Origin of the sequence: Paludibaculum fermentans (genome assembly GCF_015277775.1) — a bacterium.
In the GTDB taxonomy this organism is placed as follows: domain Bacteria; phylum Acidobacteriota; class Terriglobia; order Bryobacterales; family Bryobacteraceae; genus Paludibaculum; species Paludibaculum fermentans.
The window spans coordinates 2,044,977-2,070,706 of the sequence record NZ_CP063849.1 but is presented as its reverse complement, the minus strand read 5'-3'; the positions used below and the strand labels follow the sequence as shown (position 1 = coordinate 2,070,706).

Genomic DNA, 25,730 nt, shown 5'->3' with positions numbered 1-25,730 from the left:
ATCCGTTCCCTGTCGAACGCACCCTCTGTGGCGGAAGTAAGGGTTATCACGACATGGTGGAAAGCGTTCTCCCAGCCCCGTTTCACAACTATCTTCTGAACTCGAGTTATGACGAGATGTTCACGAACGACGGGGAGGTGCGGCAGCACTACCGTCTTTTGCTGGACAAGATTCTCGAGATGCCGAGCGAGGAGTTGCGCCGCCGCAAACAGGCGGCCGATTTAAGCTTCCTGCACCAGGGCATCACCTTCACGGTGTATGGCCGCAGCGAAGGGACGGAGCGGATTTTTCCGCACGACCTGCTGCCGCGGATCATCACCGCGAAAGAGTGGTCGACCATCGAGCAGGGACTGACGCAGCGCATCACGGCGCTGAACATGTTCCTGCACGACATCTACCACGACCAGCGGATCCTGGACGACAAGGTGGTGCCGCGCGAGCTGATCTACAGCTGCCCGCACTTCCGGCGCGAGATGCGCGGTGTGAATGTGCCGCGCAACAACTACGTCACGGTGATGGGGACGGATCTGATCCGGCTGCCGTCGGGCGAGTTCGCGGTGCTGGAAGACAATCTGCGCGTGCCCAGCGGCGTGAGCTACATGCTGACCTCGCGGCAGGTGATGAAGCGCGTGTTCCCGGGCCAGTTGCAGGAATGCCGCGTGCGGCCCATCGATCACTACAGCCATGCGCTGCTGGAGACGCTGCGGTCGCTGGCGCCGGAGGGGCGGACGGATCCGACCATCGTGCTGCTGACACCGGGTGTGTTCAACTCGGCGTATTTCGAGCACTCTTACCTGGCGCGCCAGATGGGCATCGAGCTGGTGGAGGGGCGCGACCTGCTGGTGCACGACAACACGGTGTACATGCGGACCACGGCCGGGCTGCGGCGGGTGGACGTGATCTACCGGCGCATCGACGATGACTTCGTGGATCCGCTGGCGTTCCGGCAGGATACGATCCTGGGCGTGGCCGGTTTGTTCAACGCGTTCCGGGCGGGCAATGTGACGCTGGCGAACGCGATCGGCACGGGTGTCAGCGATGACAAGGCGGTTTACGCCTATGTCCCGCGGATCATCAAGTACTACCTGGGGCAAGACCCGATCATCAACAACGTTGAGACCTACCTGATGGCCGAGAAGGATTCGAGGGATTACACCCTGGAGAACCTCGACAAGATGGTGGTGAAGGCGGTGGGCGAGAGCGGCGGCTACGGCATGCTGATTGGGCCGCACTCGACGCGGGAAGAGCAGAGCGAGTTCCGGTCGCGCATCCTGGCGAATCCGCGTAACTACATCTCGCAGCCGACGTTGATGCTGTCGCGGGCGCCCACGTTTATCGAGGGCGGCTCGATTGAGCCGAGGCACATCGATCTGCGGCCGTATATCCTTTCCGGCGAAAAGGTGACGATTGTGCCGGGCGGGCTGACGCGTGTGGCGCTGCGCAAGGGGTCGCTGGTGGTGAACAGTTCGCAGGGCGGCGGCAGCAAGGATACGTGGGTGCTGGCGGACTAGGCGGCGGATAGGGAACTGACGGTTGGCTGCCGGCGGGTTGCAGACTTCAGAGGAAGGAACGAATGCTTTCGAGAGTTGCGGACAGTCTGTACTGGATGGCGCGTTACCTGGAGCGGGCGGAGCACACGGCGCGCGTGGTGAACGTCCACATGAATCTGGAGCTGGAGCAGCCCCAGGACGCGAGTTTCGGGCGCTGGGCCCGCGTGCTGGAGTCGCTGGGGATGGACAAGTCGTCGGCGCAGGAGCTGGATCCGCACAGCCTGCTGCACCTGTTCTGTTTTGAGCAGTCGAACCCGGTGTCGATCATCAGCTGCATCCGCTCGGCGCGCGACAATGCGCGGCAGGTGCGCGAGCAGATCAGTTCCGAGATGTTCGAGCACCTGAACAAGCTCTACCACGAGGTGCAAACGGCGGCGCAGGACGATTTGTGGACGGGCGATCCGCGCGAGTTCCTGGATGCCGTCAAAGAGGGCTCGCTGTTGTTCCAGGGCGTGACGGATTCGACGTCGGGCCATGGCGAAGGCTGGCGGTTCATCCAGTTGGGCCGGTTTCTGGAGCGGGCGTTCACGGTGGCGACGCTGGTGGACGTGCACTTTGAGTATTTCTCTGGCGATGCCGCGATGCGGCCGGACGCGGGTCCGGACACAGCGGACTACCTGGAGTGGATTGGGCTGTTGCGCTGTGCCACCGCGTTTGAGGCCTACTGCAAGGTGTACACGGCGAAGATCGCGCCGGACCGTGTGGCGGAGTTCCTGGTGTTGAACGAGACCTTCCCGCATTCGATCCGGTTTTCGGCGGACCGCGTGCAATCGGCGCTGGATGCCATCAGCGCGGTGTCGCCCAGCCGGCGTGGGGCGAAGGCGCAGCGCGTGACGGGGCGCTGGCGCTCGGCGCTGAGCTACGCACAGATCGATGAGATTATCGCCAATGGATTGCACGGTATGATGTCGGATCTGAAGCGGCAGACGACAGAGATTCACTCGGGGATCTACAAGGCGTTCATCTCGTATCCCGTTGAAACGGCATTGGAGGCTTGAGTTTGTATTACCGCATCCGACACCTCACCCGATTTGCGTATAGCGATCCGGTGTACGAGAGCCTGATGGAATTGCGCATGCACCCGCGGACGGAAGGCAATCAGCGCTGCCTGGACTATAAAGTGATCGTGACGCCCAAAGCGCAGATCCACTCCTATCGCGACCATCTGGGCAATTCGATTCACCATTTCGGGATTCCGGGTCCGCACCGCAACCTGCAGATCACGGCCGAGAGCGTGGTGGAGATGAAGCCGTTTCCAGAGCTGCCCCACTTTCTGGCGCCCGACGCCTGGGCTGCGCTGGACAGGGATGTGGAAGACGGAGATTTCTGGCCCAAGCTGCTGCCCAGCACCTACGCCAAGCCTTCCGAGATGCTGGCCGCGTTCATGAAGGAGCTGGGCATCGAGCGGCGAGACGATCCGCTGATGCTGGTGCGCGAGATCAACACGCAGCTCTTCAACTCGTTCGAGTATGTGCCGCAATCGACGCGCGTGGATTCGCCCATTGACGAGGCACTGGAGCTGCGCAAGGGCGTATGCCAGGATATGGCGCATGTCATGATCGCCGTCCTGCGCCAGTTGGGGATTCCGGCGCGCTATGTGAGCGGCTATCTGTTTCACCGGGCTGAGGACCGCGACCGTTCGTCGGACGGGGCGTCGCACGCCTGGGTGGAAGCCTACCTGCCAACCCTGGGCTGGACTGGGTTCGATCCGACGAATGACCTGATTGCTGGTGAACGCCACATTCGAACCGCTATCGGGCGCGACTATGCGGACGTTCCGCCGACGCGCGGCGTGCTGAAGGGCAAAGCGGATTCCAAGCTGACCGTGGCCGTGGGCGTAAACTCCTGTGAGGAGCTGCCGCCGGAACTGGCCGAGATGGTGACGGAGTGGGACGCCGAAGTGGAGCGCGATCTGAATACGCCGGAAGACCTGCTGCGCCAGCAGGAGCAGATGCAGCAGCAGTAGGGATTAGTCAGTTGGCTTGGAGGGGGCGATCGGGTCCGCGCCGCCTCCGATCCGATTGACGCCATCGAAGGCAGCGGTCTTATAGCACTCGGCGAGAGTGGGATAGTTGAAGACCGTATTCACGAAGTAGTCGACCTTGCCGCCATAGGCCAGCACGGCCTGGCCGATGTGGATCAGTTCACTGGCGCCTTCGCCGATGATGTGCACGCCCAGCAACTGGCGGGTTTCGAAGTGAAACAGCAGCTTGAGCAGGCCGGTGGTGTCGCCGACGATCTGGCCGCGGGCGATTTCCCGGTAGCGGGCCTTGCCCACTTCGTAAGGGATACCGGCTTGCGTGAGCTCTTCCTCGTTCTTGCCCACCATGGAGATTTCGGGAATGGTGTAGATGCCGTAGGGGAAGAGGTCCGGGACGCTGCTGGCCTGGACGCCGAAGGCATGGCAGGCGGCGAGGCGGCCCTGTTCCATGGAGGTGGAGGAGAGGCTGGGGAAGCCGATGACGTCGCCGACGGCGTAGATGTTGGGGACGTTGGTCTGGTAATCGTCGTTGACGGTGATGCGGCCGCGGTCGTCGACGTTGAGGCCCGAAGCTTCAGGGTGGATGCGGTTGGTATTGCCGGTGCGGCCGATGGAGTAAAGGGCCTTTTCGGTAACGATCTGCTTGCCGCTGTCGAGCACGATGCGGACGCGTTCTCCGGATTCGTCTTCCAGTAGCTCGATGCCGTGGACGTTCTCGCCCAGCCGCAAGGTGACGCGGTTTTCGCGCAGGTGATAGGCGAGGGTGTCGATGATCTCGCAGTCGACGAAGGGGAGGAGCCGCGGGCGCTTGTCCACCAGGGTGACGCGCACGCCGAGCGCGGCGAACATGGAGGCGTATTCACAGCCGATGACGCCGGCGCCGATGACCGTGAGAGTACGCGGCAGCTCGTTCAGCACCAGGATGTCGTCACTGGTGAGGACGCGATGGCCGTCGAACGGGATGTGCGGATCGCGGGTGGCTTCCGTGCCGACGGCGACAATCACTTTGTCGGCAGTGAGCAGGCGCTGGCCGCCGCCTTCGACGTACTCCAGGCGAATGGTGTGGGCGTCGACAAAGGAGGCGGTGGCGCTGACGACTTCCACGCGGTTGCGCAGCAGTTGGGCGCGGGTGACATCAATCTCGTGACGGATGACGGTATCGACGCGCTGCAGCAGGTCCTGCATAGTGATGCGCTGCTTGACGGAGTAAGAGAGCCCGTAGAACTCCTTCGAGCGGTAGCCGGAGAGGTCGAGCACCGCCTCGCGCAGGGTTTTGGAAGGGATGGTGCCTGTGTTGACGGAGACGCCGCCGAGGACGCTCTTCTTCTCCACCAGCACGACGCGCTTCTGGAGTTTCGCAGCCTGGATCGCCGCTCGCTGCCCGGCCGGGCCGGAGCCGATCACCAGTAGATCGTAATCGTAGGCGTGGTTGGAAGGCACCATAGAAACAGATAGAGCCGGACTGCTCCGGCTCTATCGATCTTAACAGGCTAGATCGGCACACAAAGTGCTTATCGTGAACTGTCGGTACTTGCGGCTGGGCGCCTATTCGATTTCGAAGCGGACAGGCTGCTCAATCAGCTTCGGTTCCTTGCCCTTGGTGAGGATCATGAGCTTGTAACGCTCACCCACTTTGGCGGAGTTCGGAATTTTTGCTTTGATCGTGGTGGCCGTCTGTTCGCTCATGGGGATTTCAATGTCGGCTGTGCCGTCGGTGAGATAAAGCTTCGCGACGGTATCTTTGCTGAGATTTTCGCCAGTGACTACAAACTCGGTGCCGACCTTGCCGCTAGCCGGCTCAACGGTCGTGCAACGGGGTATGGAATCCTGGGCCAACAGGAGCGGAGGAGCAGCCAGCGCCACCAGCAGGGTCATAGTTAGGAATGTAAGGGAGAAGCGCATCTTTTTATCCTCCAAGTCTGATCGTAGGCCTATGGTAGGAAGAATGCAAGAGGGGAAGGTCCTGATTTAGGGGAAAAATTCTACATCTTCGTTCAGAAACAGAAAGGGCCGCCCGGTTGAGGGGCGGCCCGTAGACTGTAACTGCTGAGAAGAGTTGTAGTTAACGTTCGTTTTGCTGCAGGTGGAGGCCCTTGTGAATGGCATACAAGGCCAATTCCAGCCTGTCGGAGACGCCGAGCTTGTCGAAGATGTTGTGCAGGTGGTTCTTGACCGTCTGCTCGCTGATGAACATCTTCTCGGCCATTTCCTTATTCTTGTAGCCCTGGGCGACCAGCGCGACGATTTCGCGTTCGCGGGTGCTGAGCGGGGACCGTTCGCGGGCTTTGCTGGCCGTTGGGCCGAGCGAGGTCTCGCCCGGAGCGGCGAACTGCCGCATGACGGCCGCGGTGGTGTGCGAGTCGAGCCAGATTTCGCCGGCGTAGACTTTGCGGATCGATTTCACGATCAGGTCAGCCGAGGTCTGCTTCAGCACGATGCCGGAGCAACCGAGCTTCATGGCCTGCACGAACTCGTTCTTGTCTTCCGATGCGGTAAGAATGATGACTCGCGCTTTCGAACTGGTGTGCTGGAGAGTCTGGAGGGCGCCCAAGCCGTCGAGATTGGGCATCCGCAGATCGAGCAGGATGACGTCGGGCATGAGCTCTTCGACCCGTTCGATCAACTCGCGGCCATCGGCCGCGGCGCCCACGACATCAATGTCGTCTTCCAGATTGAGCAACTTGCGCAGACCTTCCCGGACAATCGGGTGGTCGTCTGCGATCATGACTCGAATCTTACGGGCTTCGGTTTCGGGTTGGTCACTCATGGCCGGCTTTGCGTCCCTTCCATCCAGTTCGTCATGCTGGTGCGGCGCCACAACGTTCATGATCGTCCCCTTTCAAACCTCGTACTTGATTCTAAGGAGTCCCATTACCATTGAGAATGCAGGTACTGCCTTAGAACCACGGGCCGTTAACCTTAGAAATTCCTAAGTACGACGTACTAAGATACCTTGTACCCATTGGGGAACGCTGCAACACCTTCACCGCCACACCTTGGTGTGAATCGGCCACATCGATTCACAAGGATCGACTTATCATCATTCTAGCGTCAAACCGCGCAGGGTGCTGGGACGCCCTGGGCATGCCCAGAATGCGAGGGCGGGCGGACCTAATCTAGGTACTTACTCACCGCGCTGGCCGGGCGTGAGAGGTTTCAGGGGCGGCAGATCGAAGCAGGGCCGTGCGTCCTGTAGGATTTTGACCGGCGGACCTTCCACCTGAATGTCTATCAAGGTAGCGGGCTTTGCGGGCCGCATCTCTCCGGAGAGTATGCTGCGGCCGACCCGGTAGTGCTGGAAACGGACGGTCCCCAGGGAGCAGGGCAACTGGGGCGCGACGGTGACTTCTCCAGCGATCCCGTCGCTCATCAGGCCGAGCATGGCCGTGAGGAGAGGATTCACGAGGGCGACGGAGCTGAAGAGCTGATGAGGGACGGCGCGCGGGCCCTCGGCGAAACGGTCGCCGCTGAAGTACTCGCTGATGAAGCCGGCTCCGCTCAGGCCTGTAGCCTGGGCCATGCCGTAGACGTAGCGGTAGCCGGCGGCCGGTTGGCCGTGGCGGAAGAGGGCGAGGGTGGCTTGGGCTGTGACGAACGGCCAGACGCTGCCGTCGTTGTAGCCCACGGGGTTGTAGAACGGGCTATCCGTGGCGAACATACGTGTACCCCAGGGGGTAGCGAGGGCCGGCAGAGCCAGGGAAGCCGTGGCCTTGGCGGCGAGGGCAGGGTCGATGCCGCCGCGGGCAAGCAGCAGGCCCTGCCAGCCGGAATTGGCTTCGTATCGCGAGCCGTCTTTTAGCTGGGCGAAGGCGAAGATGTTCTTTTCGGGGACGAACCAGGATTTGATGGCTTCGCGGGCCTTGGCGAGGCGGGTCCGGGCTTCGGACTCGAGCGCGGGCTGGTTTTGCCACTTTGCCAGGTCGGCGAAGCCGGCGAGGCCGGCCATCCAGGCTCCCTGTAGATAAATGTCGCGAACGACCTTGCCGCTGAGCGCTCCGGTTTCGACGGCGGCGGCGCCTCCTTTGAGATTGGAGAGCAGGCCGTCGCCGTCCAGCATGGTGAGGCAGAAGCGGTAGGACTGCTCGAACCTGGCCCAATGCTTGTGGACGAACTCGAGGTCTCCGGCCTGGCGGGCATAGCGGGCGGCGCTGAAGAGGAAGAGCGGGGTGGTGTCGGCGTGATAGTAACCGTAGGGGTACTTCGGCCAGTCGAGCAGGGCGGATGACTGGGTCCACTCGTGCATGACCTTGCCGTCGGCGCGCTGATGGTCGAGCAGGAACTCGAGCGCGGCGCGGGCGCCTTCGAAATCGCCGTAGTCCTGCATGGCCCAGGCGCTCATCATGGTGTCGCCGCCGAAGTACCAACCGAAGCCGGGGCGCTCGCTGAGGCCGGAGGGGGCCCAGCCGGCGACGAGTCCGCAGCCGACACCGTCGTTGCAGGCCCAGCCTTTTTCGATGGCGACGCGCGCCCAGTCGTAGGCGGCGGTAAAGCCTTCGGCCTGGATGGTGGTGGTGCGTTTGAGGAACGCCGCGAAGTGGGTGTCGGCGGCGGCGAGGAGGGCTCCGGGCTCCTTCATGGCTTCGTCGTAATCCGCGCGGGCACCGGCGATGACGATGGGCACGCGGCCGCTCTTCTCAACGTCGAACTCGATCATGACCGTGCGGTCGGGCAGTTGGTGGCCGATCTGCTCGCTGATGCGAGTGAAGCGGGGGCTGCCGAGTACCGGTCGAAAGCGGCCCATGCCTTCGGTGAAGGTGAGGACGCCGTCTTTCTGGTTCCAGCCTGTGGATTGGCCGCCGAAGGAGGCGGGCCACATCGGCTTCATTTCGGGAATGAACGTGGCGCGGAACTTGAGGGGCTTGGATGTGTCGATGTCGAGCAATATGGCGACGGCGGGTTTGTCGAGGGACGCGACCCAGGTCTGGCGGACAGTGAAGGCTCCGGTGATGTGCGTGATGGTGACGTGGCCTGGGTGGACCTCCACGGTTTCCGCCAGTCCGCTGAGGGGTGTGGGCTCGAGGGCGTTGTCGACGAAGACGGAGAGCTGGAAGTCGCGCAGGACTTTGATGGGATAGGTCCAGGCTTCGAAGGTGCCGTCCTCGTGTCCGAGGAGGGCGGCGCGGCGGCCCACGGCTTCGATGAACTTGTTGGGTTGGGCCGGCTTGGTGATGACCTGGGCCTCGGCGGGGCGCAGCGCGGCAGTGGCCGCCAGCACGAGCAGGAGACTTCGAACGCTCATTGGCCTTTAGGGTATCGCCAATCACGACGGGCAGTTTGGTGGGGCAGGTAACAAAAATGGATTGCCTCTTGCATCGCTTTCGAGATCGACATAGACTGTCTATGTCATTTGCATAGACGCTCTATGTCACTCCTCGAACGAACCTCCCGAGACCCCATCCCGCCCGGCACGTTGGACATGCTGATCCTGAACACGCTGTCGCGGCACGGTAAATTGCATGGCTTTGAGATTGCGGAGTCGATCCAGGAGCTCTCCTCGGATGTGCTGCAGGTGGAGGAGGGGTCGCTGTATCCGGCGCTGCAGCGGATGCTGCTGAAGGGCTGGCTGCTGGCGGAGTGGGGCAAGACCGCAGAGAACCGGCGGGCTCGGTACTACACGTTGAGCGACGAGGGCCGGGCGCGGTTGGACGAAGAGTTGGCGCAGTATCAGCGGGTGTCGGCTGCGATTGCGCGGATCCTGCAGCCGGCGTAGAGGAGAATTCCATGGGCATGAAAGAACTGTGGCGGCGGTTGACCCACCTGTTCCGGCGAACCGAGTTGGAGCAGGAGCTGGACGAGGAGATGCGGCTGCACATGGAATTGCGGGCGCGCAAGTTGCGGGCGCAGGGCGTCGAGCCGGAAGAGTCAGAGTATGCGGCCCGGCGGCGTTTCGGGAATGCGGCCGGATACCGGGAGTCGAGTCATGACCTGTGGGCGTTCCGCTGGCTGGAGCAGTTGGCGGCGGACGTGCGTCTCGCCATTCGGACCTCACGCAAAAGCCCGTCGTTCACCCTGTTGGCGCTGGGGTCGCTGTCGTTGGGGTTGGCAGCGAACACGGCGATCTTCTCGTTTGTGAATGCGATTGTGCTGAAGACGCTGCCGGTGCGGGATGCCTCGCGACTGATTCTGCTGCGGCAGAACAACGAGACATTCCATATGGAGAACTGCTGCTTCTCCTACAACTTCTTTCAGGGCATCAGGAAGCAGGATACGGGCTTTGAAGAGTTTCTGGCCGTCGCCACGATTGAGCGGGACGTGGTGGACGGCGACCGGCGGAAGACGGTATCGGCCGAGTTGGTGAGCGGGAATTACTTTTCCATGCTGGGGGTGCGGCCTGCGCTGGGCCGGTTGTTGGACGAACCAGACGACCGGGTGGAGAAGGGGGCGCGGGTGTGCGTGATCAGCGACCGGCTGTGGCGGACGTTCTTCAATGGCGCTCCGGATGTGGTGGGCCGGAAGCTGGTGCTGGATAAGGAGGCGTTCCAGATCGTGGGCGTAACGCCGCCTGGGTTTCAAGGCGCGGCCCTGCACGGGCGGGTGGATCTGCAGATTCCGACCGCTTGGGCGGAGACTTTCTATGGGACTCCTCGCGACAATTTTGGCTGGCTACAAATGCTTGGACGGTTGAAGCCGGGGGTGTCGATGCAGGCGGCCGGGCTGCGGTTGAATCCGGTGGGGCTGCGATTGCAGCGGGAGATCGGGTTCAAGATGAATGACAAGGACAACTTCATCCTGCGGGACGGCAGCCAGGGCACGGGTTCGGAGAAAGAGAAGTTGGGCCGGCCGGTGCTGCTGCTGTTGTCGATTGTGGGGCTGGTCCTGCTAATGGCTTGCGCGAACCTGGCGGCTTTGTGGCTGGTGCGGTCGATTGAGCGGGCCAGGGAGGCGGCGATCCGGGTGGCCCTGGGTGCGACGCGCTGGGCGGTGATCCGGCAGTTCCTGGTGCAGAGCCTCATGCTCTCGCTGGTGAGCGGGGCTGTGGGGTGGTGGCTGGCACAGTTCTTCATTGCCGCGCTGCTGGGCCTGATGGGGTCGCAGAGGGAGAACCTGACGCAGCATGTGCAGCCGGATCCGATGGTGCTGGGCTTCTTTGCCGCGGTGACCCTGGGTTCAGGGCTCCTGTTTGGGCTGCTGCCGGCGCTGCGAGCGTGGCGGACCGATCCGATGCCGCTGGTGCAGTCTGGTACGTTGTTCGCGGCGGGTAAACGTGCGCTGGGCTACCGCTATCTGATCTCGGCGCAGATTGCGGTCTCCGTGGCGTTGATCTTCACCGCGGGTCTGCTGTCACGAACGCTGCACAACCTGCGAGCGATCGACCTGGGGTTCCAGCCGCAGCATGTCGTGTTGGCGCAGGTGGATTTCGAACGGCTGAACTACTCCGAGGCCGGCGCGGCGCAGGCGATGCAGAATCTGCTGTTGCGGGCGCAGGGGTTGCCGGGCGCGCAGTCCGCCAGCGTCGCGACGATCAACATCCTCACCGGATCGGCGGCTTCTTTTGTGATGCGGATTCCGGGGTATGTGCCGCCCAAGGGCATGCCGCCGGTGGCATACTACACGTCGGTGAGTCCCGGCTACTTCCGCACGATGGGCATCCCGATCCGGCAGGGGCGAGACTTCGCCAGGGAAGACCGGACGGTGGGTGAGGCTCCGGCGATCGTGAATGAACAGTTTGCGAAGCGCTACCTGGGCGGCGACGGGGTAGGGAAGCCGCTGGCCTATGGCGGCGGGCGGAAGGTGCGCGTGATTGGCGTGGTGGGGACGACGAAGTACCGCTGGCTGCGCGAGGATCCGGAGCCGATCATCTACCTGCCCGCTACGGCGGACAGTATGCCCGGCAGTGCGTGGGTGCAGGTGCGGAGTACAGCGTCTCCAGAGCTGGTGGAGAATCAACTGCGCTCGCTGATCCAGTCGGCCGACGCGCGGCTGCCGGTCGACCAATTGACGACGATGGACGCGCAGATTGACGAATCCCTGGCAGCGGAGCGGCTGCTGGCGATGCTGTCCACCGCGTTAGGGCTGCTGGCGGTGGGCCTGGCCGCGATTGGCCTCTATGGAGTGCTGTCGTACTCGACGGCGCGGCGGACGCGCGAGATTGGGATCCGAGTGGCCATTGGGGCGGATCGTAACTCCATCCTTGGGATGATCCTGGGCGAGAGCGCCTGGATGGTGATCGCGGGGCTGGCGGCGGGACTGCCGCTGGCGTTGTTCGCGGGCCGGCTGATTCAGTCGCAGCTCTACGGGTTGAAGCCTGCGGACTTGGCGACCACGGTGGCGGCCGGTCTGTTCCTGATGCTGATCTCGACGGGGGCGGCGCTGTTGCCGGCATGGCGGGCGACGCGAGTGGATCCGGCGTCGTGCCTGCGGTACGAATAATCCCCTTAGAACTCGATGGAGGCCAGGATCTCGCTCGGCTTCAGGCCGAAGGCGCGTGAGATGGCTAACAGGCTTTCGATGGAGGGCAGGTTGGCGCCGCGTTCAATGGAACTGATCTGGCTGACGCTCAGCTTCGAGGAGAGAGCCAGATCCTTCAGCGACCAATCGCGCTCGGCGCGCAGGATGCGAATGCGGTGGCCGAGTTTCTCGCGCAGGCGGTCTGGCAGGGTGCGGCCAAGGCCGAACTGTTCCACGGCATTCGAAAGCGACTGGCGGAGTTGAGCCAGCGAGAACGGCTTGGCCAGGTAGTCGAACACCTTCATGCGAAACGTGGCGCGCATGTCTTCCAGCGATGGGTAGCCGGTGACGATAATCACGCAGATGCCGGGGTAGCGGGTGACCAGTTGCTCCAGCACCTTGTCGCCGCGGACCTCGCCCATCTTCATGTCCAGCAGCACGATGTCGGGGCGGTGGTCGTCGGCGGAGTCGAATAGCGTATCGGGCTTGTCAAAGGTCCGGACGCGGTAGAGGCCTTCGTCCTTCAGGAAGTCCTCGACGTAGGTGAGGAAATCGATGTCGTCGTCGAGGACGGCGATGTCGATGAGGGAAGGATTGGTGACGATCTGTTCCGCGCTCATTGGGTTCGTTTGCTGAATCTATTCTCCGCTGACGGGCGCCGCGGGTAAACAAACTTCGAGACGGGCACCGCCGGATTTGCAGTTTGAAGCAGCAATGGTGCCCCCATGCTGGTGGACGATGCCTTCGGCGACGGTCAAGCCCAGCCCGGTCCCGCAGGAATCCAGCCGGGTGGAGACGAAGGCCTCAAAGATCTCGGGCAGCACTTCGGCGGGGATGCCTGGTCCGTTGTCGTCGACGGTGATGGAGTGGGCGGGTCCGCCATCGATGTGACCGGCCCGGCTGGCGGCTCGAATCACGCCGCCGCAATCGGGCACGGCGTTGAGCGCGTTCCTCAAGAGGTTGACGAAGACCTGGTTCAGGCGGTCGGCGTTGCCGGTGACGCTGAGGCCGGGGTGGATGTCGTTGATGAACCGGACGGCTCCTGCTTTTTCGTCGATGGCGACGAGTTGCCAGGCCTCGTCGATGGCGGGGCGCAACTCGACGGGGCCCATCTCCTGGCGGCGCTGGCGGGCGAAGTCGAGCAGGCTTTCGCTGATGCGGCGCAGGCGCTGGGTGACGCGGATCATGCGCGCCAGGCGGGCTTGCGCGGCGCGATCGTCCACGGTTTCGATGAGTTTTTCAACAGAACCGTGCAGCACCGCGAGGGGGGTGTTCATTTCGTGGGCGACGCTGGCGCTGAGCATGCCGAGGCTGACGAGGCGGTCCTGGGCTTCCAGGGTGCGTTTGGCGCGCTCCAGGTCGTCCTCATGCTTGCGGAGTTCGCGGACAGTGACGTTGTGGGATTGCAGGATCTGTCCGATCTCGTCGCCCGGAATGAAGCTCTCGTCGATGATCTCGGCCTCGCGGTCGCCCTCGCGCGTGGCGCGGTCGGCCTCGAGCAAGAGGCGCAGCGGCTGGTAGACGTAGCGCGGCATGATGACGAGTTCGAGCACGAGCACCGCCAAGATATAGATGATGCCGAGCACGGCGAAGGCGCCGACGGCGACTGAGGCGACCATGCCGCTGTAGAAGCTGAGGGGCAGGGTGAGGCGGTAGTAGCGGTTGGTGCCGGGCGTCAGTTTGTAGATGTGCTCGCTGGTGGGCTGGTGCTGCCACATGCGGCCGGGGTAGCGGGTCATCCAGGCCCGGGCGTCGTCGGAGAGGCCGAAGTCGTCGGCGTTACCGGTCTTCAGGCCGTAGGAACGAAGTTCCTGTTCTCCATTGTCTGGAGTGAGATAGGAGAAAGAGTTATAGATGAGCGTGAGCTCGCGGGCCTTGGCCTGCTCCATGCGGACTTCGACAAAGTGGATGACGGTGAAGTAGACAGCGCAGGTCAGGATGAGGAAGAAACTGTTGTGCAGAACCATCAGTTTCGGGCGGACGCGAAGGTCGCCGAAACGGCGGCTGATGCCGGTGAGCGGGCGCAGTTCCATGACCTTGGCAGGAATTCCAGGAACTCCGCCAATCGGCTGAGTCCCGTCGGGGTCCGAGCGCATCGAATTACTGCCAGACAAGAATTCTTGCTCCTATTGCGTAAATAGTACTGTTATGGTAGAAAATCATGTAAGCTCTCCGCGCACGCGGAGCAGTGCAAACCCGCCTTGCCAAATCAGAGGGGCTGAGGCTGGACTGGTTCTGAAAGACATCCTGGCATGAGTGCTATCTTCTCGAAGCAGTTCGACACAAAACTGCGTCTGGCCGCCGGTGCAATCGTCCTCGTTCTCGGGGCAACCGGAGCCGTGATGGGTTATCTGCTGCACCCTAAGCAGTTTGACACCGGATATACGCCCGTGCAGCCTGTGGCTTACAGCCACAAACTGCATGCCGGCAACCTCGGCGTGGACTGCCTCTACTGTCATTACACAGTGGACAAGTCCAGCTACGCCGCCGTCCCGATGACCGAAACCTGCATGAATTGCCATGTGCGGGTGAAGGAGAAGAGCCCCAAGCTCCAGATGGTTCGCGACAGCTATGCGACCGGCGAGCCCATCCCGTGGGTGAAGGTCCACCGGCTGCCTGACTACGTTTATTTTAACCATCAGGCGCATGTGACGTCCGGCGTGAGCTGCGTAAGCTGCCACGGCCGTGTCGACCAAATGGTGGAAGTACGCCAGGTGCAGCCGCTATCGATGGCGTGGTGTCTGGAGTGCCATCGCAACGCTGCTCCGAATGTGCGGCCCACTGAGTATGTGACGAAGTTGGACTGGAAACCGGAAGGTGACCCGGCGGAGCTGGGCGCGAAGCTGATCCAGGCCAAAGGCATCCACCCTCCGACGAACTGCTCAGGGTGCCATCGATAATCCGCTGGTGCGAGACGATGAACGATTTCATAAAAATCAACCCGACCAGCCTGACTGGCAAAAAGTATTGGCGGAGTCTGGACCAACTGGCCGACACTCCGCAGTTCCGCGAATGGGCGGAGCGTGAATTCCAGGATGGCGCCTCAGAGATGCTTTCGGGCGGCTCGCGGCGCACACTGCTGAAGCTGATGGCGGCTGGTTTCGGCCTGGCCGGCCTGACGGCCTGCCGCCGCCCGGTGGAGCACATCCTGCCGATGTCGAAAGGCATCGAGGGCTACGTCCACGGAGTGCCGGTTCACTACGCCACGGTGGCGAGTGTGGGCGGCGCCGCGGTCGGCCTCATCGTGAAGTCGTTTGACGGCCGCCCCATCAAGGTGGAAGGCAATCCGCGGCATCCTTACTCGCTGGGCGCGACCAGCGCGCATACGCAGGCGCTGGTGCTGGACGTCTACGATCCTGACCGCGTGAAGAGTGTCTCGCAGAAGGGCAAGAAGTCTTCGTGGGATCAGTTCAACGCCTGGTGGAAGCAGCAGGCGGCCGGGCTGGGTGACGGCTCCGGTCTGCGGATTCTCTCGGAGCGTTCCAACTCACCTGCCGTTGCGGCGCAGAAGGCCGAGATTCTCAAGAAGTATCCGAAAGCGCAGTGGGTGGAGTACAACTCGGTGAGCACCGACGAGTCCCGCCTGGGCGCGCAAATGGCCTTCGGCCAGCCGCTGGAAGCGCACTACCAGTACGACAAGGCCGACGTGGTCTTCGCACTGGACTTTGATTTCCTCGGCCTGGATTCCCTGACGGTGCAGCCGACGAAGCTGTACTCGTCGCGCCGCAAGGTGGAAGATCCCAAGGCGGAGATCAACCGCCTGTATGTGGCGGAATCCAACTTCAGCATCACGGGCGCGATGGCCGATCACCGGCTGCGGCTCAAGTCTTCCGACGCGGGCGCGTTCGCTCTGGCCCTGGCGAAGGAGTTGAACATCAGTGGCACCGAGCTGAAGGTGCTGGGCGGTTCAGACTCCGATAAGACGAAGAAGTTCATTGCTTCGCTGGCCAAAGATCTGGCGGCGAAGAAGGGCAAGTCGATTGTGGTGGCGGGTCCGCGGCAGCCGGCGGCGGTTCATGCGCTAGTCGCCCTGATCAACCAGGCGCTGGGGAATACGGGCCAGACGGTGGTCTACACGAAGCCGGTGGTCGATCCGGCCTCGTCGCTCGACGCAGTGAAGCAGTTGAGTGCCGACATCAACTCCGGTGTGGTGAAGACGCTGTTCGTTCTGGGCGGCAATCCGGTTTACTCCCTGCCGGCCGATCTCGCCTTTGCCGATGCGATCAAGAAGGTTCCGGCCACGGTGTCGTTGACCGCCGATGAGAACGAGACCTGGGCCTCGACCGAATGGCAGTTGCCGGAATCGCATCCGTTCGAAGCGTGGGGCGATGCCCGCGCGCTGGACGGCACGGCAAGCATCCAGCAGCCGCTGATCGAACCGCTGTACGGCGGCAAGAGCGTGCTGGAACTGGCGGCGGCGATTGCGGGTGGTGAAGGCAAGGGCTACGACATCGTGAAGAAGTCGTGGACCGCGCAGTGGGGCGCCGATGCCGCGAAGAAGTGGAACCAGGCGCTGCACGATGGCGTGATTGAGGGGACGAAGCAGGCTCCGGTGGACGCCAAGGCGGAGGCCGGCAAAGTGCTGGCGGCCGTGCAGGCTGCGATCAAGCCGGCGTCGAGCGGACTCGAGGTGGTGTTCTACCCCTCGGCTGGTCCGTACGATGGCCGCTTCGCGAACAATGCCTGGCTGCAGGAAGCGCCGGACCCCATGACGAAGGTCGTGTGGGACAACGCCGCGTTGGTCAGCGGCAAGACGGCCCTACAGTTGGGCGTCGAGAATGGCGACCTGCTGACGCTGTCGTCCAACGGCAAAGAGATCAAGATGCCGGCGATGATCATGCCGGGCCACGCGGATGACTCCATCTCGGTGGCGCTGGGTTATGGCCGGTCGTCCTGCGGGCGGGTGGGTCAGAACGTCGGACACCGAGCGGAAGGCTTGCGGACCCTAGCCGGCTTCCACATGGCGGCCGTGCAGGCTCGCAAGGCCGGCGAGAATTACCAACTGGTGACGACCCAGGAACACCACACGCTGGAAGAGCCCATCACTCACCTGATGCGCACGGACATCGTGAAGGAACTGCCCATCGAAGAGTACGCCAAGGAGCCGGGCGTTCTGCACGAAGAGCACGGCGAGCCGGTGCAGGACATGTTCGCCGGCTGGGATTACTCGAAGGGCTACCAGTGGGGCATGTCGATCGACCTGAATGCCTGCACGGGCTGCAACGCCTGCCTGGTGGCTTGCGTGGCGGAAAACAACATCCCGGTGGTGGGTAAGGATCAGATCAACCGCGGCCGTGAAATGCACTGGATCCGCATGGATCGCTACTTCACGGGCAGCATGGAAGATGCGCAGGCCGTGATGCAGCCGATGGCCTGCCAGCAGTGCGAGAAGGCTCCCTGCGAGTCGGTTTGCCCGGTGGCGGCGACGGTGCACAGTCCGGAAGGCATCAACGAGATGGCCTATAACCGGTGCGTCGGCACGCGCTACTGCTCGAACAACTGCCCCTACAAGGTGCGCCGGTTCAACTTCCTCAACTGGAACAAAGACGTGCCTGAGTCGCGCAAGATGGTGTTCAATCCGAATGTCACCGTCCGCATGCGCGGCATCATGGAGAAGTGCAACTACTGCGTGCAGCGCATTGAAGGCGCCCGCATCCAGTCACAGACCGAGAATCGCCGCCAGATCAAGGATCTGGAAGTATTGACCGCCTGCCAGCAGGTGTGTCCGGCCGATGCAATCGTATTCGGCAACATCAACGATCCCGAGAGCCGCGTGGCCAAGGCGAAGAAGCAGCCGCGCAACTACATCGTGATCGAAGAATTGAACACCAAGCCGCGCACCACCTACCTGGCGAAGATGCGCAATCCCAATCCGGAGCTGGCATAACTCATGGCCGACCTCGCACTCGACCCGAGAATGGAACTGAATCCGCCGCTGATCACCAGCGGCGCCACCTACGCGGAAGTCAATCAGCAGATCAGCGTCATTACGGAGACCGCGCCCCCCAAGCAGTGGTACTGGGTGTTCTTCGGCGTGGCCCTGCCGCTGTTGGGCCTTCTGGGCGTCTGCCTGACTTACCTTGCCTTCACCGGCATCGGCGTATGGGGCAACAACGTACCCGTCGGCTGGGGCTGGGACATCACGAACTTCGTGTGGTGGATCGGTATCGGCCACGCCGGTACGCTGATTTCGGCCATCCTGTTCCTGTTCCGCCAGAAGTGGCGGACCTCCATCAACCGCGCCGCCGAAGCGATGACGCTCTTCGCCGTGGCCTGCGCCGGCATCTATCCTCTCTTCCACACTGGCCGTCCGTGGCGAGCATTCTATTGGCTGCTGCCGGCGCCCAATGAGCTCCTGCACATGTGGCAGAACTTCCGCAGCCCGCTGATGTGGGACGTATTCGCGGTTTCGACCTACGCGACGGTGTCCGCGCTGTTCTGGTTCGTCGGGCTGATTCCCGATCTGGCCACGCTACGCGATCGTGCGCAAAACCCGGTACGCAAGACGATCTTCGGGATTCTCAGCCTGGGCTGGCGCGGCTCCGCTTCACAGTGGCGCCACTATGAACTGGCCTACCTGATCCTGGCCGGCCTGTCGACGCCGCTGGTGCTCTCAGTGCACTCCATCGTGTCTTTCGACTTCGCGACCTCGGTGCTGCCCGGCTGGCACACAACGATCTTCCCGCCTTACTTCGTCGCCGGCGCCGTGTTCTCCGGCTTCGCGATGGTGATCACGCTGATGACCCTGGCCCGCTACATCTACGGCCTGGAGAATCTCATCACCATCAAGCACCTCGAGAACATGTGCAAGGTCATCCTGGCCACCGGCACGATCGTGGGTTTCGCCTACGCCACCGAGTTCTTCATCGCCTGGTACAGCGCCAACCAGTATGAGCGCTTCATCTTCATGAACCGCGCCTTCGGTCCTTACGGCTGGGCGTACTGGACGATGATCAGCTGCAACGTGATCGCGCCGCAGTTCTTCTGGTTCAAGAAGCTGCGCACGTCGGTTCCGGTGATGTTCGTGTTGTGCATCTTCATCAACATCGGCATGTGGTTTGAACGCTTCGTGATCATCGCCACCTCGCTGCACCGTGACTTTCTGCCCTCGAGCTGGGGCTACTTCCGACCCACGTGGGTGGACATCGGGACTTTCGCCGGCACCTTCGGCCTGTTCCTGACCCTGTTCCTGCTGTTCCTCCGCTTCCTGCCTGCCATCGCCATCAGCGAAGTGAAGGGCGTGCTTCATCACCAGATCAACACCCAACCGGCCACGGCCGGGAAGGGAGGCGCGCACTAATGGCCACCAATCTTCTCGCCCGGCTCAATCTGCCCGGCTTCGAGAGTGAATCGAAGAAGGTGAAGCACTACGGTGTGGTCGCCAACTTCGACACGCCGGAGGATCTGCTGCGGGCCGTGCGTACGGCGCGCGCGGCGGGTTTCTCCAAGATGGAAGCCTACACCCCGTTCCCGATTCACGGCATCGACGAGGCGCTGGGCGCGCCCCGCTCGCCGCTGGGCAAGATCGTGATGTGCTGCGGCCTGACAGGTCTCGTTTCGGCGGTCCTGCTGCAGTGGTGGACCGGCGCGGTGGACTATCCGCTTTCAGTTGCAGGCAAGCCGCTGTTCGCGCTGGAGCCTTCGGTGCCGATCATGTTCGAGCTGAGCGTGCTGCTCAGCGCGTTCGGCGCGGTGTTCGGGATGCTCCACCTGAACCGGCTGCCCACTTACTATCACGCTTTCTTTAACTACTCCAAGGCCGAAGGCGCCAGCAACGACCGGTTCCTGCTGGCCGTGGAAGTAGAAGATCCCAAGTTTATCGCCGAGGAGGTCAAGACCTTCCTGGATTCGTGCGGCAGCCGCCACACGGAACTGGTGGAGGCCTGATGCCCATGGATTCTCGACGCATCGCGCAAATGCTGCTGGTTGTCGCAGCCAGTTCACTGCTGGGCGCCTGCTCCAACTTTCCTTCCCGCCAGCCTCCCATCTGGGTCTTCCCGGACATGAAGCGGCAGGACAAGTACAAGCCCCAGATGCACTCGGATTTCTTCGCCGATGGCCGCACCAGCCGCCGTCCGGTGGCGGGCACGCTCTCGCAGGAGATGTACCGCGCCGACGAGACGCTGGCGACGGGCGTCGCCGGTGACAATACGTATGTCGCGAAGAACCCGCTGCCCTTGACTAAGGAAACGCTGCTCCACGGCCAGGTGAAGTTCAATACCTATTGCGCGCCCTGCCATGACCGCACCGGCTCCGGCCGCGGCATTGTTCCGAGCAAGGCGACCTGGGTCCCCGGCAACATCCACGACGAGCGGATCGTCGGCATGGTGGACGGAGAGATCTATCACGTCATCTCGAACGGCCGCCGGTCCATGCCGGGCTATCGCTTCCAGGTTTCCGAGAAAGACCGCTGGGCCATCGTCGCCTACGTCCGGGCGCTGCAACGCTCGTGGCGCGGCAGCATGGCCGATGTTCCGGCCGACTCCCAGGCCAAGGTGAGGTAAGCAGACCCATGGCGCATCACGATCATCAACAAGTCACCGACAACTACTTCCTGGCGCCCGAGACGTGGACCAAAGTCCGCAACTCGCTGGTATTCGTGGCGCTGGTAAGCTGGCTGGCTCTGGCCGCCGGATTTGCGACGAATCGCGAACAGTTCCACTTCTCTTATCTCGTCGCTTTCGCCTATTTCGTGTCCATTGCCCTGGGCGCAATGTTCTATGTGATGGTGCAGCACCTCACCGGCTCCGCCTGGAGCGTGACGGTGCGCCGCCTGATGGAAAACATCATGTTTACCATCCCTGTGGCCCTCATCCTGGTGCTGCCGGTGATCTTCGGCACGCACTATATGTATGAGTGGACGCATGCCGCGGCCGCCAAGGATCCCACCCTCTCCAAGAAGCTGGGCTTCCTGAACGACCAGTGGTTCATCATCCGCAGCTTCATCGTTCTGGGCCTGTGGACTCTCTTCTCCTGGCGCCTCTACTCGATCTCACGGGCTCAGGATGACAACGGCTCACTCAAGCACACCCAGGCCGCCGAACGCTGGAGCGCACCGGGCCTGCTGATGCTGTTCCTCACCGCTTCGCTGGCTGCCTACGACTGGGTGATGTCGCTGGACCCGCACTGGTACTCCACCATGTTCGGCGTGTACTTCCTGGCCGGCGGCGCCCTGGCCTTCATGGCCGCGCTGATCCTCATCTGCCTTGGACTGCGGTCGGCCGGCTACCTCGAGAATTCGGTGAAGGACGAGCACTACCACGATCTGGGCAAGTGGCTCTTCGCGCTGACTGTCTTCTGGGCGTATGTGACCTTCTCGCAGTACATGCTGATCTGGTACAGCAACCTGCCCGAAGAGGTTGCCTGGTTCCAGCGGCGCCTGGCGGGCGGATGGTATAACTGGCGGCCGTTTTTGATCTTCTGCCACTTCTTCATCCCGTTCTTCGCGCTGATGCCCCGCGCCAGCAAGCGGAACCTGAAGGTGCTGGGTTTCTTCGCCGGTTACCTGATGCTGATGCATTACTTCGACATCTACTGGCAGGTGATGCCGGTGCTGCACGGCAAGGGTCCGCAGGTGAGCTGGATGGATCCCGTGGCCTTCCTGGCCGTGGGTAGTGTATTTGGCCTGATGTTCTGGTCCGGACTGCGTAAGAAACCGCTGGTGCCGGTGGGCGATCCACGGCTCGACCAGTGTCTTGCGTTCCATAACGTCTAAGGGCCCCTGGAGTATCGAAGATGCTTGATCCGAATCAGGAACACGATCCGACAATGCCCGAGACGGCCATCATGGTCGAGGGTGTCGACTACGACCGCCGCGACGCAAAGGCCGGCCTCATCGCCATCGTTTCGATGGCCGTCATGGGCCTGTTCATTGCCATGATCATCGGCGTCTACTGGCTCTACACGGTCGCCTACGAGCGCGTGGAGTACGACCAGTACACCGGCGTCGCCAGCAAGGAACTGCAGGCGATTCACGATCGGGAAGAAGAGCAACTTCATCGCTATTCGTACATCGATAAAGAGAAGGGGATTGTTCGGATCCCGATCGATCGCGCGATGGACATCGTTGCCACGGAATTCGGCGAAGGCAAGGTGAACTACAACACCAAGTCGTACGCCGTGAAGGATGAACTGCCCGGTGGCGCTGCCGGCGGAGCCAATGCTCCCGCACCCGGCGCCGCACCGGCCGGAACCGCTCCCGCAGGCGCTGCCCCGGCGGCGCCCGCAACCACGCCCGCCAAGCCGGCCGCCACGGAACATAAGGCGGCCCATTAGGGACTCTTTCATGCTCACTCTGAAGACAGCACAAACCGAAAGGATGCAGCGCCCCGGCGCGCAGGCGCTCACGCGTCTTCGCCGCCTGGCCGTTGTGCCTGCCGCCGTGCTGTTGATGTCGGGTGCTTCCGGTTTGCTGGCCCAGTCTGAAGACGAGAAGACGCCGCGGGAACTGACGGGCGTTGATGTCGTCGAACACCTGGGTCAGAAGATCGATCTCAACCTTCAGTTCATCGGGGAAGACGGCTATCCACACGCGCTGAAGGAATACTTCAGCAAAGGTAAGCCGGTCGTCCTGAACCTTGTCTACTACTCCTGCCCGATGCTCTGCAACCTGGTCATGAACGGCCAGACGCAGGCTTTCCGCAAGCTGAAGTGGACCATCGGCAACGAGTTCGAAGTGGTGACCATCTCCATTGATCCCACTGAGAACTTCGGCCTGGCCCGCAGTAAGAAGGCGTCGTACCTCAACTCCTACGAGCGTGAGACCTCCGGCTGGCACTTCCTGGTGGACCATCAGGAGAACGTGGCCAAGCTGGCCAAGCAGATCGGTTTCGGCTACCGCCGGGATCCGGCCACCGGCCAGTACGCTCACGCGGCGGCCATCTTCGTGCTCTCACCGGAGGGCATGATCAGCCGCTACCTCTACGGCGTCAACTTCAAGCCGTTCGACATTCAGATGGCGCTGACGGAAGCCGCGAGCGAGAAGTTCGGCGTCAGCGACCGTATTCTGCTCTACTGCTTCCACTACGATCCAGCCTCCCGCGGCTACGTCCTGTTCGCGCGCAACTTCATGCGCGGCGGTGGCGCGCTGGCGCTGTTGATCTTCGGTTTTGTCCTGTTTCGATTGTGGCGACGTGAACGCCGGGTTGGATTCAACCACCCTCCTATGGTGACTGCGAAATGAATTGGTTCCAGAACTGGATGCTGCCCAAAGCGGCGGCCACACATGCCGGTGACGTCGATGGACTCTATATGTTCATCGTCTACCTCACCATATTCTTCTTCTTCTTCAACGGAGCGTTGATCCTGTACGCCGTACGGAAATGGCGGCGGCGCTCAGCGAAGGAGGTGACGCCGCACATCACGCACAACACGAAGATGGAGCTCATCTGGAGCATCATCCCGCTGTTCGTCGTGATGGGCATCTTCTTCTGGGGCTTCAAAGGCTATGTCAAAGCCTGGGTTCCGCCGAACGACTCCATGGAGATTGTCGTCACCGCCAAGAAGTGGGTATGGCAGTTCGAGTATCCGGACGGTACTCGTACACTGAACGATCTCCACGTGCCGCTGAACAAGCCCGTGAAGCTCGTGATGCACTCCGAAGACGTGATTCACAGCTTCTTTGTGCCCAGCTTCCGGCTGAAGCGCGACGTGATCCCGGGCCGTTATACGGAACTCTGGTTCACCCCGACTGAGCCGGGCGTCCAGCAGGTGTTCTGCGCTGAATACTGCGGCAAGGGCCATAGCGACATGCTGGCCCGCATCTTCGTCGACACCCCCGAGCAGTACGAGACGTTCCTGCGCGAAGGCGACGAACAGGTTCGCAAGATGCCGTTGAAGGATCTCGGCAAGCTGGTCTACGAAAACAAGGGCTGCGCGACGTGCCACTCTCTGGACGGCACCCGCGGCCAGGGCCCCTCCTGGAAGGGAATCTGGGGCGAAACGGGCAAGGGTGCGGACGGCAAGCCTTATACGGTTGATGCCAACTACATCCGCCAGTCTGTGCTGCAGCCTCAGGCTGTGGTGGTACAGGGCTTCGAGCCGATCATGCCGACGTTCCAGGGTCTCCTGCGCGAGCGCGAAATCCTGGGCGTGATCGAGTTCATCAAGTCGGTGAAGTAACAGGAGCAACGGAATGGCAGATACTTTAACGACCCACGGCAACGGTCACGCCGCTCACCACGGCGACTATTTGGATGACCCGAAAGGGTTGGCCAGTTGGCTGACGACTGTCGACCACAAGCGCATCGGCCTGATGTACATGTGGTCCGTCTTCTTCTTCTTTCTGGTCGGCGGTATCTTCGCACTGCTGGTTCGCATTGAGCTTCTGACGCCCAAGCAGACCATCATGACGGCTGAGATGTACAACCGGGTGTTCACCCTGCACGGCGCCATCATGGTGTTCCTGGTGATCATTCCGGCGATCCCCGCGGCTCTGGGCAACTTTGCGCTGCCCCTGCTGCTGGGCGCCAAGGACGTCGCGTTCCCGAAACTCAACCTGGCTAGCCTCTACGTTTATTGGACCGGCGCCCTGATGGCTGTGACGACCCTCGCGCTGGGCGGCGTCGACACCGGTTGGACCTTCTACACGCCCTACTCCAGTACCACTGGCGGCGGCGTCACCCTGATGGTCCTGGCCGCGTTCGTGCTGGGCTTCAGTTCGATCTTCACGGGCGTCAACTTCATCGCCACGATCCACAAGCTGCGCGCGCCCGGCATGGGTTGGTTCGAGATGCCGCTGTTCTGCTGGGGGATGTACTCCACGGCGCTCATCCAGATCCTGGCCACGCCGGTGCTCGCCATCACGCTGCTGCTGCTCTGCATGGAGCGCGTGCTCAGCATCGGTATCTTCGATCCCCAACTGGGCGGCGATCCTGTGCTCTTCCAGCACTTCTTCTGGTTCTACTCGCACCCGGCCGTGTACATCATGATTCTGCCGGCGTTCGCGGTGATCTCGGAAGTCATCCCCACCTTCTCGAAGAAGACAATCTTCGGCTACAAGGCCATCGCCTTCTCTTCGGTTGCGATTGCGCTGCTCGGCTTCCTGGTCTGGGCGCATCACATGTTCACCGCCGGCATGAGCCTGTTCGCCGGCGCGATCTTCAGCTTCATCACCTTCTTCATCGCTATCCCCTCGGCGATCAAGGTGTTCAACTGGATTGCGACCATGTGGCGCGGCTCCATCTCGCTGGAAGCGCCGATGCTGCACGCCATCAGCTTCCTGCTGATCTTCACCATCGGCGGCCTGACCGGCCTGTTCCTGGCCGCTCTTTCCACCGATGTCCACTTGCACGACACCTACTTCGTCGTCTCACACTTCCACTACGTCATGGCCGGATCGAACCTGATCGCGTTCCTGGCCGGAATCCACTACTGGTGGCCCAAGATGTTCGGCCGGATGTACAACAAGCGCCTGGCCGCCATCGGCGCCGCGCTGGTGTTCCTGGGCTTCAACGCGACCTTCCTGCCGCAGTTCGTGCTGGGCAGCCGCGGCATGCCGCGCCGCTATTACAACTACCTGCCTGAGTTCCAGTCGCTCCATGTGGCATCCACCATCGGCAGCTGGATTCTGGCCTCCGGCCTGTTCCTGATCGGAGCTTACCTGCTGGCTTCGCTGCGCCAGCCCAAGAGCATGGTGGCCAACCCCTGGGGCGGCCGCACGCTGGAGTGGGAGACCGATTCTCCGCCCACCACGCACAACTTCGAGGGCCAGCCCGTCCTGCAGCACGGCCCCTATGACTATCGTGCCAACCCCGCGCCCGTCGGCGTGGAGGAGCACATCCACTAGGATCGACGGAGTTCTTCAAGAGACG

General features: G+C 62.3%; 21 protein-coding genes. 15 read left to right on the top strand and 6 right to left on the bottom strand.

The window, feature by feature from the left end:
- Positions 1 to 53 precede the first annotated feature (53 nt).
- The 3 genes from IRI77_RS08220 to IRI77_RS08210 all read left to right on the top strand — a co-directional run bounded on the left by IRI77_RS08220 (position 54) and on the right by IRI77_RS08210 (position 3,516).
- A complete protein-coding gene (locus tag IRI77_RS08220; RefSeq protein ID WP_194451590.1) occupies positions 54 to 1,511 on the top strand; it encodes a circularly permuted type 2 ATP-grasp protein in 1,458 nt (485 codons plus the stop codon).
- 62 nt (positions 1,512 to 1,573) lie between these two features.
- Positions 1,574 to 2,548, top strand: a complete 975-nt coding sequence (locus IRI77_RS08215; protein WP_194451589.1) for an alpha-E domain-containing protein — start codon at positions 1,574 to 1,576, stop codon at positions 2,546 to 2,548.
- Positions 2,549 to 2,550: 2 nt separating this feature from the next.
- Entirely contained in the window at positions 2,551 to 3,516 is a 966-nt protein-coding gene (locus IRI77_RS08210; protein ID WP_194451588.1) for a transglutaminase family protein, read from the top strand.
- Positions 3,517 to 3,519: 3 nt separating this feature from the next.
- On the opposite strand, the gene sthA is transcribed toward IRI77_RS08210, so the two are convergent.
- From sthA to IRI77_RS08190, 4 genes are all read right to left on the bottom strand, one after another.
- Positions 3,520 to 4,974, bottom strand: a complete 1,455-nt coding sequence (gene sthA, locus IRI77_RS08205; protein ID WP_194451587.1) for a Si-specific NAD(P)(+) transhydrogenase — start codon at positions 4,972 to 4,974, stop codon at positions 3,520 to 3,522.
- Between the two features lie 102 nt (positions 4,975 to 5,076).
- Positions 5,077 to 5,433 (bottom strand): IPT/TIG domain-containing protein, encoded by a 357-nt coding sequence (locus tag IRI77_RS08200; RefSeq protein WP_194451586.1) that lies wholly within the window; start codon positions 5,431 to 5,433, stop codon positions 5,077 to 5,079.
- A gap of 160 nt (positions 5,434 to 5,593) precedes the next feature.
- Positions 5,594 to 6,358: a response regulator gene (locus IRI77_RS08195; protein ID WP_228486641.1), complete on the bottom strand. Its 765-nt coding sequence runs from the start codon at positions 6,356 to 6,358 to the stop codon at positions 5,594 to 5,596.
- Positions 6,359 to 6,655: 297 nt separating this feature from the next.
- On the bottom strand, positions 6,656 to 8,770 hold the full coding sequence (locus IRI77_RS08190; RefSeq protein WP_194451585.1) for an amylo-alpha-1,6-glucosidase: 2,115 nt from the start codon (positions 8,768 to 8,770) through the stop codon (positions 6,656 to 6,658).
- Between the two features lie 123 nt (positions 8,771 to 8,893).
- Here IRI77_RS08190 and IRI77_RS08185 point away from each other — a divergent pair, with 123 nt between their 5' ends.
- A complete protein-coding gene (locus IRI77_RS08185; protein WP_194451584.1) occupies positions 8,894 to 9,241 on the top strand; it encodes a PadR family transcriptional regulator in 348 nt (115 codons plus the stop codon).
- A gap of 17 nt (positions 9,242 to 9,258) precedes the next feature.
- Positions 9,259 to 11,901: an ABC transporter permease gene (locus IRI77_RS08180; protein ID WP_194451583.1), complete on the top strand. Its 2,643-nt coding sequence runs from the start codon at positions 9,259 to 9,261 to the stop codon at positions 11,899 to 11,901.
- A 5-nt stretch (positions 11,902 to 11,906) separates the two neighbouring features.
- Here the strand turns inward: IRI77_RS08180 and IRI77_RS08175 are convergent, their stop codons facing one another.
- Both IRI77_RS08175 and IRI77_RS08170 read right to left on the bottom strand, forming a co-directional pair.
- Positions 11,907 to 12,539 (bottom strand): response regulator, encoded by a 633-nt coding sequence (locus IRI77_RS08175; RefSeq protein ID WP_194451582.1) that lies wholly within the window; start codon positions 12,537 to 12,539, stop codon positions 11,907 to 11,909.
- A gap of 18 nt (positions 12,540 to 12,557) precedes the next feature.
- Positions 12,558 to 13,952 carry a sensor histidine kinase gene (locus IRI77_RS08170; protein WP_194451581.1) on the bottom strand — a complete coding sequence of 465 codons (1,395 nt, stop codon included), beginning with the start codon at positions 13,950 to 13,952 and terminating at the stop codon, positions 12,558 to 12,560.
- A gap of 219 nt (positions 13,953 to 14,171) precedes the next feature.
- On the opposite strand from IRI77_RS08170, the gene IRI77_RS08165 reads away from it, so the two are divergent.
- From IRI77_RS08165 to ctaD, 10 genes are read left to right on the top strand one after another with little or no spacing between them, the layout of a single operon-like run.
- Complete coding sequence (locus IRI77_RS08165; protein WP_194451580.1) at positions 14,172 to 14,819, top strand: cytochrome c3 family protein; 648 nt, start codon at positions 14,172 to 14,174, stop codon at positions 14,817 to 14,819.
- A 17-nt stretch (positions 14,820 to 14,836) separates the two neighbouring features.
- The gene (locus tag IRI77_RS08160) at positions 14,837 to 17,806 is read left to right on the top strand and encodes a TAT-variant-translocated molybdopterin oxidoreductase (RefSeq protein ID WP_194451579.1); all 2,970 of its coding nucleotides are present in this window, start codon (positions 14,837 to 14,839) and stop codon (positions 17,804 to 17,806) included.
- 3 nt (positions 17,807 to 17,809) lie between these two features.
- On the top strand, positions 17,810 to 19,219 hold the full coding sequence (gene nrfD, locus IRI77_RS08155; protein ID WP_194451578.1) for an NrfD/PsrC family molybdoenzyme membrane anchor subunit: 1,410 nt from the start codon (positions 17,810 to 17,812) through the stop codon (positions 19,217 to 19,219).
- A complete protein-coding gene (locus IRI77_RS08150) occupies positions 19,219 to 19,806 on the top strand; it encodes a DUF3341 domain-containing protein (protein WP_194451577.1) in 588 nt (195 codons plus the stop codon). The genes nrfD and IRI77_RS08150 overlap by 1 nt, the downstream gene beginning before the upstream one ends.
- 5 nt (positions 19,807 to 19,811) lie before the next feature.
- Positions 19,812 to 20,423, top strand: a complete 612-nt coding sequence (locus IRI77_RS08145) for a c-type cytochrome (protein ID WP_194451576.1) — start codon at positions 19,812 to 19,814, stop codon at positions 20,421 to 20,423.
- Between the two features lie 8 nt (positions 20,424 to 20,431).
- Positions 20,432 to 21,634: a hypothetical protein gene (locus IRI77_RS08140; protein WP_194451575.1), complete on the top strand. Its 1,203-nt coding sequence runs from the start codon at positions 20,432 to 20,434 to the stop codon at positions 21,632 to 21,634.
- A gap of 20 nt (positions 21,635 to 21,654) precedes the next feature.
- The gene (locus tag IRI77_RS08135; RefSeq protein ID WP_194451574.1) at positions 21,655 to 22,194 is read left to right on the top strand and encodes a hypothetical protein; all 540 of its coding nucleotides are present in this window, start codon (positions 21,655 to 21,657) and stop codon (positions 22,192 to 22,194) included.
- 10 nt (positions 22,195 to 22,204) lie between these two features.
- Complete coding sequence (locus IRI77_RS08130; protein WP_194451573.1) at positions 22,205 to 23,101, top strand: SCO family protein; 897 nt, start codon at positions 22,205 to 22,207, stop codon at positions 23,099 to 23,101.
- Positions 23,098 to 24,039: a cytochrome c oxidase subunit II gene (coxB, locus tag IRI77_RS08125; RefSeq protein ID WP_194451572.1), complete on the top strand. Its 942-nt coding sequence runs from the start codon at positions 23,098 to 23,100 to the stop codon at positions 24,037 to 24,039. Before IRI77_RS08130 ends, coxB begins: the two co-directional genes overlap by 4 nt.
- Before the next feature lie 13 nt (positions 24,040 to 24,052).
- Entirely contained in the window at positions 24,053 to 25,705 is a 1,653-nt protein-coding gene (ctaD, locus tag IRI77_RS08120; protein ID WP_194451571.1) for a cytochrome c oxidase subunit I, read from the top strand.
- Positions 25,706 to 25,730: the final 25 nt, after the last annotated feature.

Coding starts and splice junctions, on each gene's coding strand:
- IRI77_RS08220 (WP_194451590.1), top strand. CDS start 54: ATGGTGGAAAGCGTTCTCCCAGCCCCGTTTCACAACTATCTTCTGAAC.
- IRI77_RS08215 (WP_194451589.1), top strand. CDS start 1,574: ATGCTTTCGAGAGTTGCGGACAGTCTGTACTGGATGGCGCGTTACCTG.
- sthA (WP_194451587.1), bottom strand. CDS start 4,974: ATGGTGCCTTCCAACCACGCCTACGATTACGATCTACTGGTGATCGGC.
- IRI77_RS08200 (WP_194451586.1), bottom strand. CDS start 5,433: ATGCGCTTCTCCCTTACATTCCTAACTATGACCCTGCTGGTGGCGCTG.
- IRI77_RS08195 (WP_228486641.1), bottom strand. CDS start 6,358: ATGAACGTTGTGGCGCCGCACCAGCATGACGAACTGGATGGAAGGGAC.
- IRI77_RS08190 (WP_194451585.1), bottom strand. CDS start 8,770: ATGAGCGTTCGAAGTCTCCTGCTCGTGCTGGCGGCCACTGCCGCGCTG.
- IRI77_RS08185 (WP_194451584.1), top strand. CDS start 8,894: ATGTCACTCCTCGAACGAACCTCCCGAGACCCCATCCCGCCCGGCACG.
- IRI77_RS08180 (WP_194451583.1), top strand. CDS start 9,259: ATGAAAGAACTGTGGCGGCGGTTGACCCACCTGTTCCGGCGAACCGAG.
- IRI77_RS08175 (WP_194451582.1), bottom strand. CDS start 12,539: ATGAGCGCGGAACAGATCGTCACCAATCCTTCCCTCATCGACATCGCC.
- IRI77_RS08170 (WP_194451581.1), bottom strand. CDS start 13,952: ATGGAACTGCGCCCGCTCACCGGCATCAGCCGCCGTTTCGGCGACCTT.
- IRI77_RS08165 (WP_194451580.1), top strand. CDS start 14,172: ATGAGTGCTATCTTCTCGAAGCAGTTCGACACAAAACTGCGTCTGGCC.
- IRI77_RS08160 (WP_194451579.1), top strand. CDS start 14,837: ATGAACGATTTCATAAAAATCAACCCGACCAGCCTGACTGGCAAAAAG.
- nrfD (WP_194451578.1), top strand. CDS start 17,810: ATGGCCGACCTCGCACTCGACCCGAGAATGGAACTGAATCCGCCGCTG.
- IRI77_RS08150 (WP_194451577.1), top strand. CDS start 19,219: ATGGCCACCAATCTTCTCGCCCGGCTCAATCTGCCCGGCTTCGAGAGT.
- IRI77_RS08145 (WP_194451576.1), top strand. CDS start 19,812: ATGGATTCTCGACGCATCGCGCAAATGCTGCTGGTTGTCGCAGCCAGT.
- IRI77_RS08140 (WP_194451575.1), top strand. CDS start 20,432: ATGGCGCATCACGATCATCAACAAGTCACCGACAACTACTTCCTGGCG.
- IRI77_RS08135 (WP_194451574.1), top strand. CDS start 21,655: ATGCTTGATCCGAATCAGGAACACGATCCGACAATGCCCGAGACGGCC.
- IRI77_RS08130 (WP_194451573.1), top strand. CDS start 22,205: ATGCTCACTCTGAAGACAGCACAAACCGAAAGGATGCAGCGCCCCGGC.
- coxB (WP_194451572.1), top strand. CDS start 23,098: ATGAATTGGTTCCAGAACTGGATGCTGCCCAAAGCGGCGGCCACACAT.
- ctaD (WP_194451571.1), top strand. CDS start 24,053: ATGGCAGATACTTTAACGACCCACGGCAACGGTCACGCCGCTCACCAC.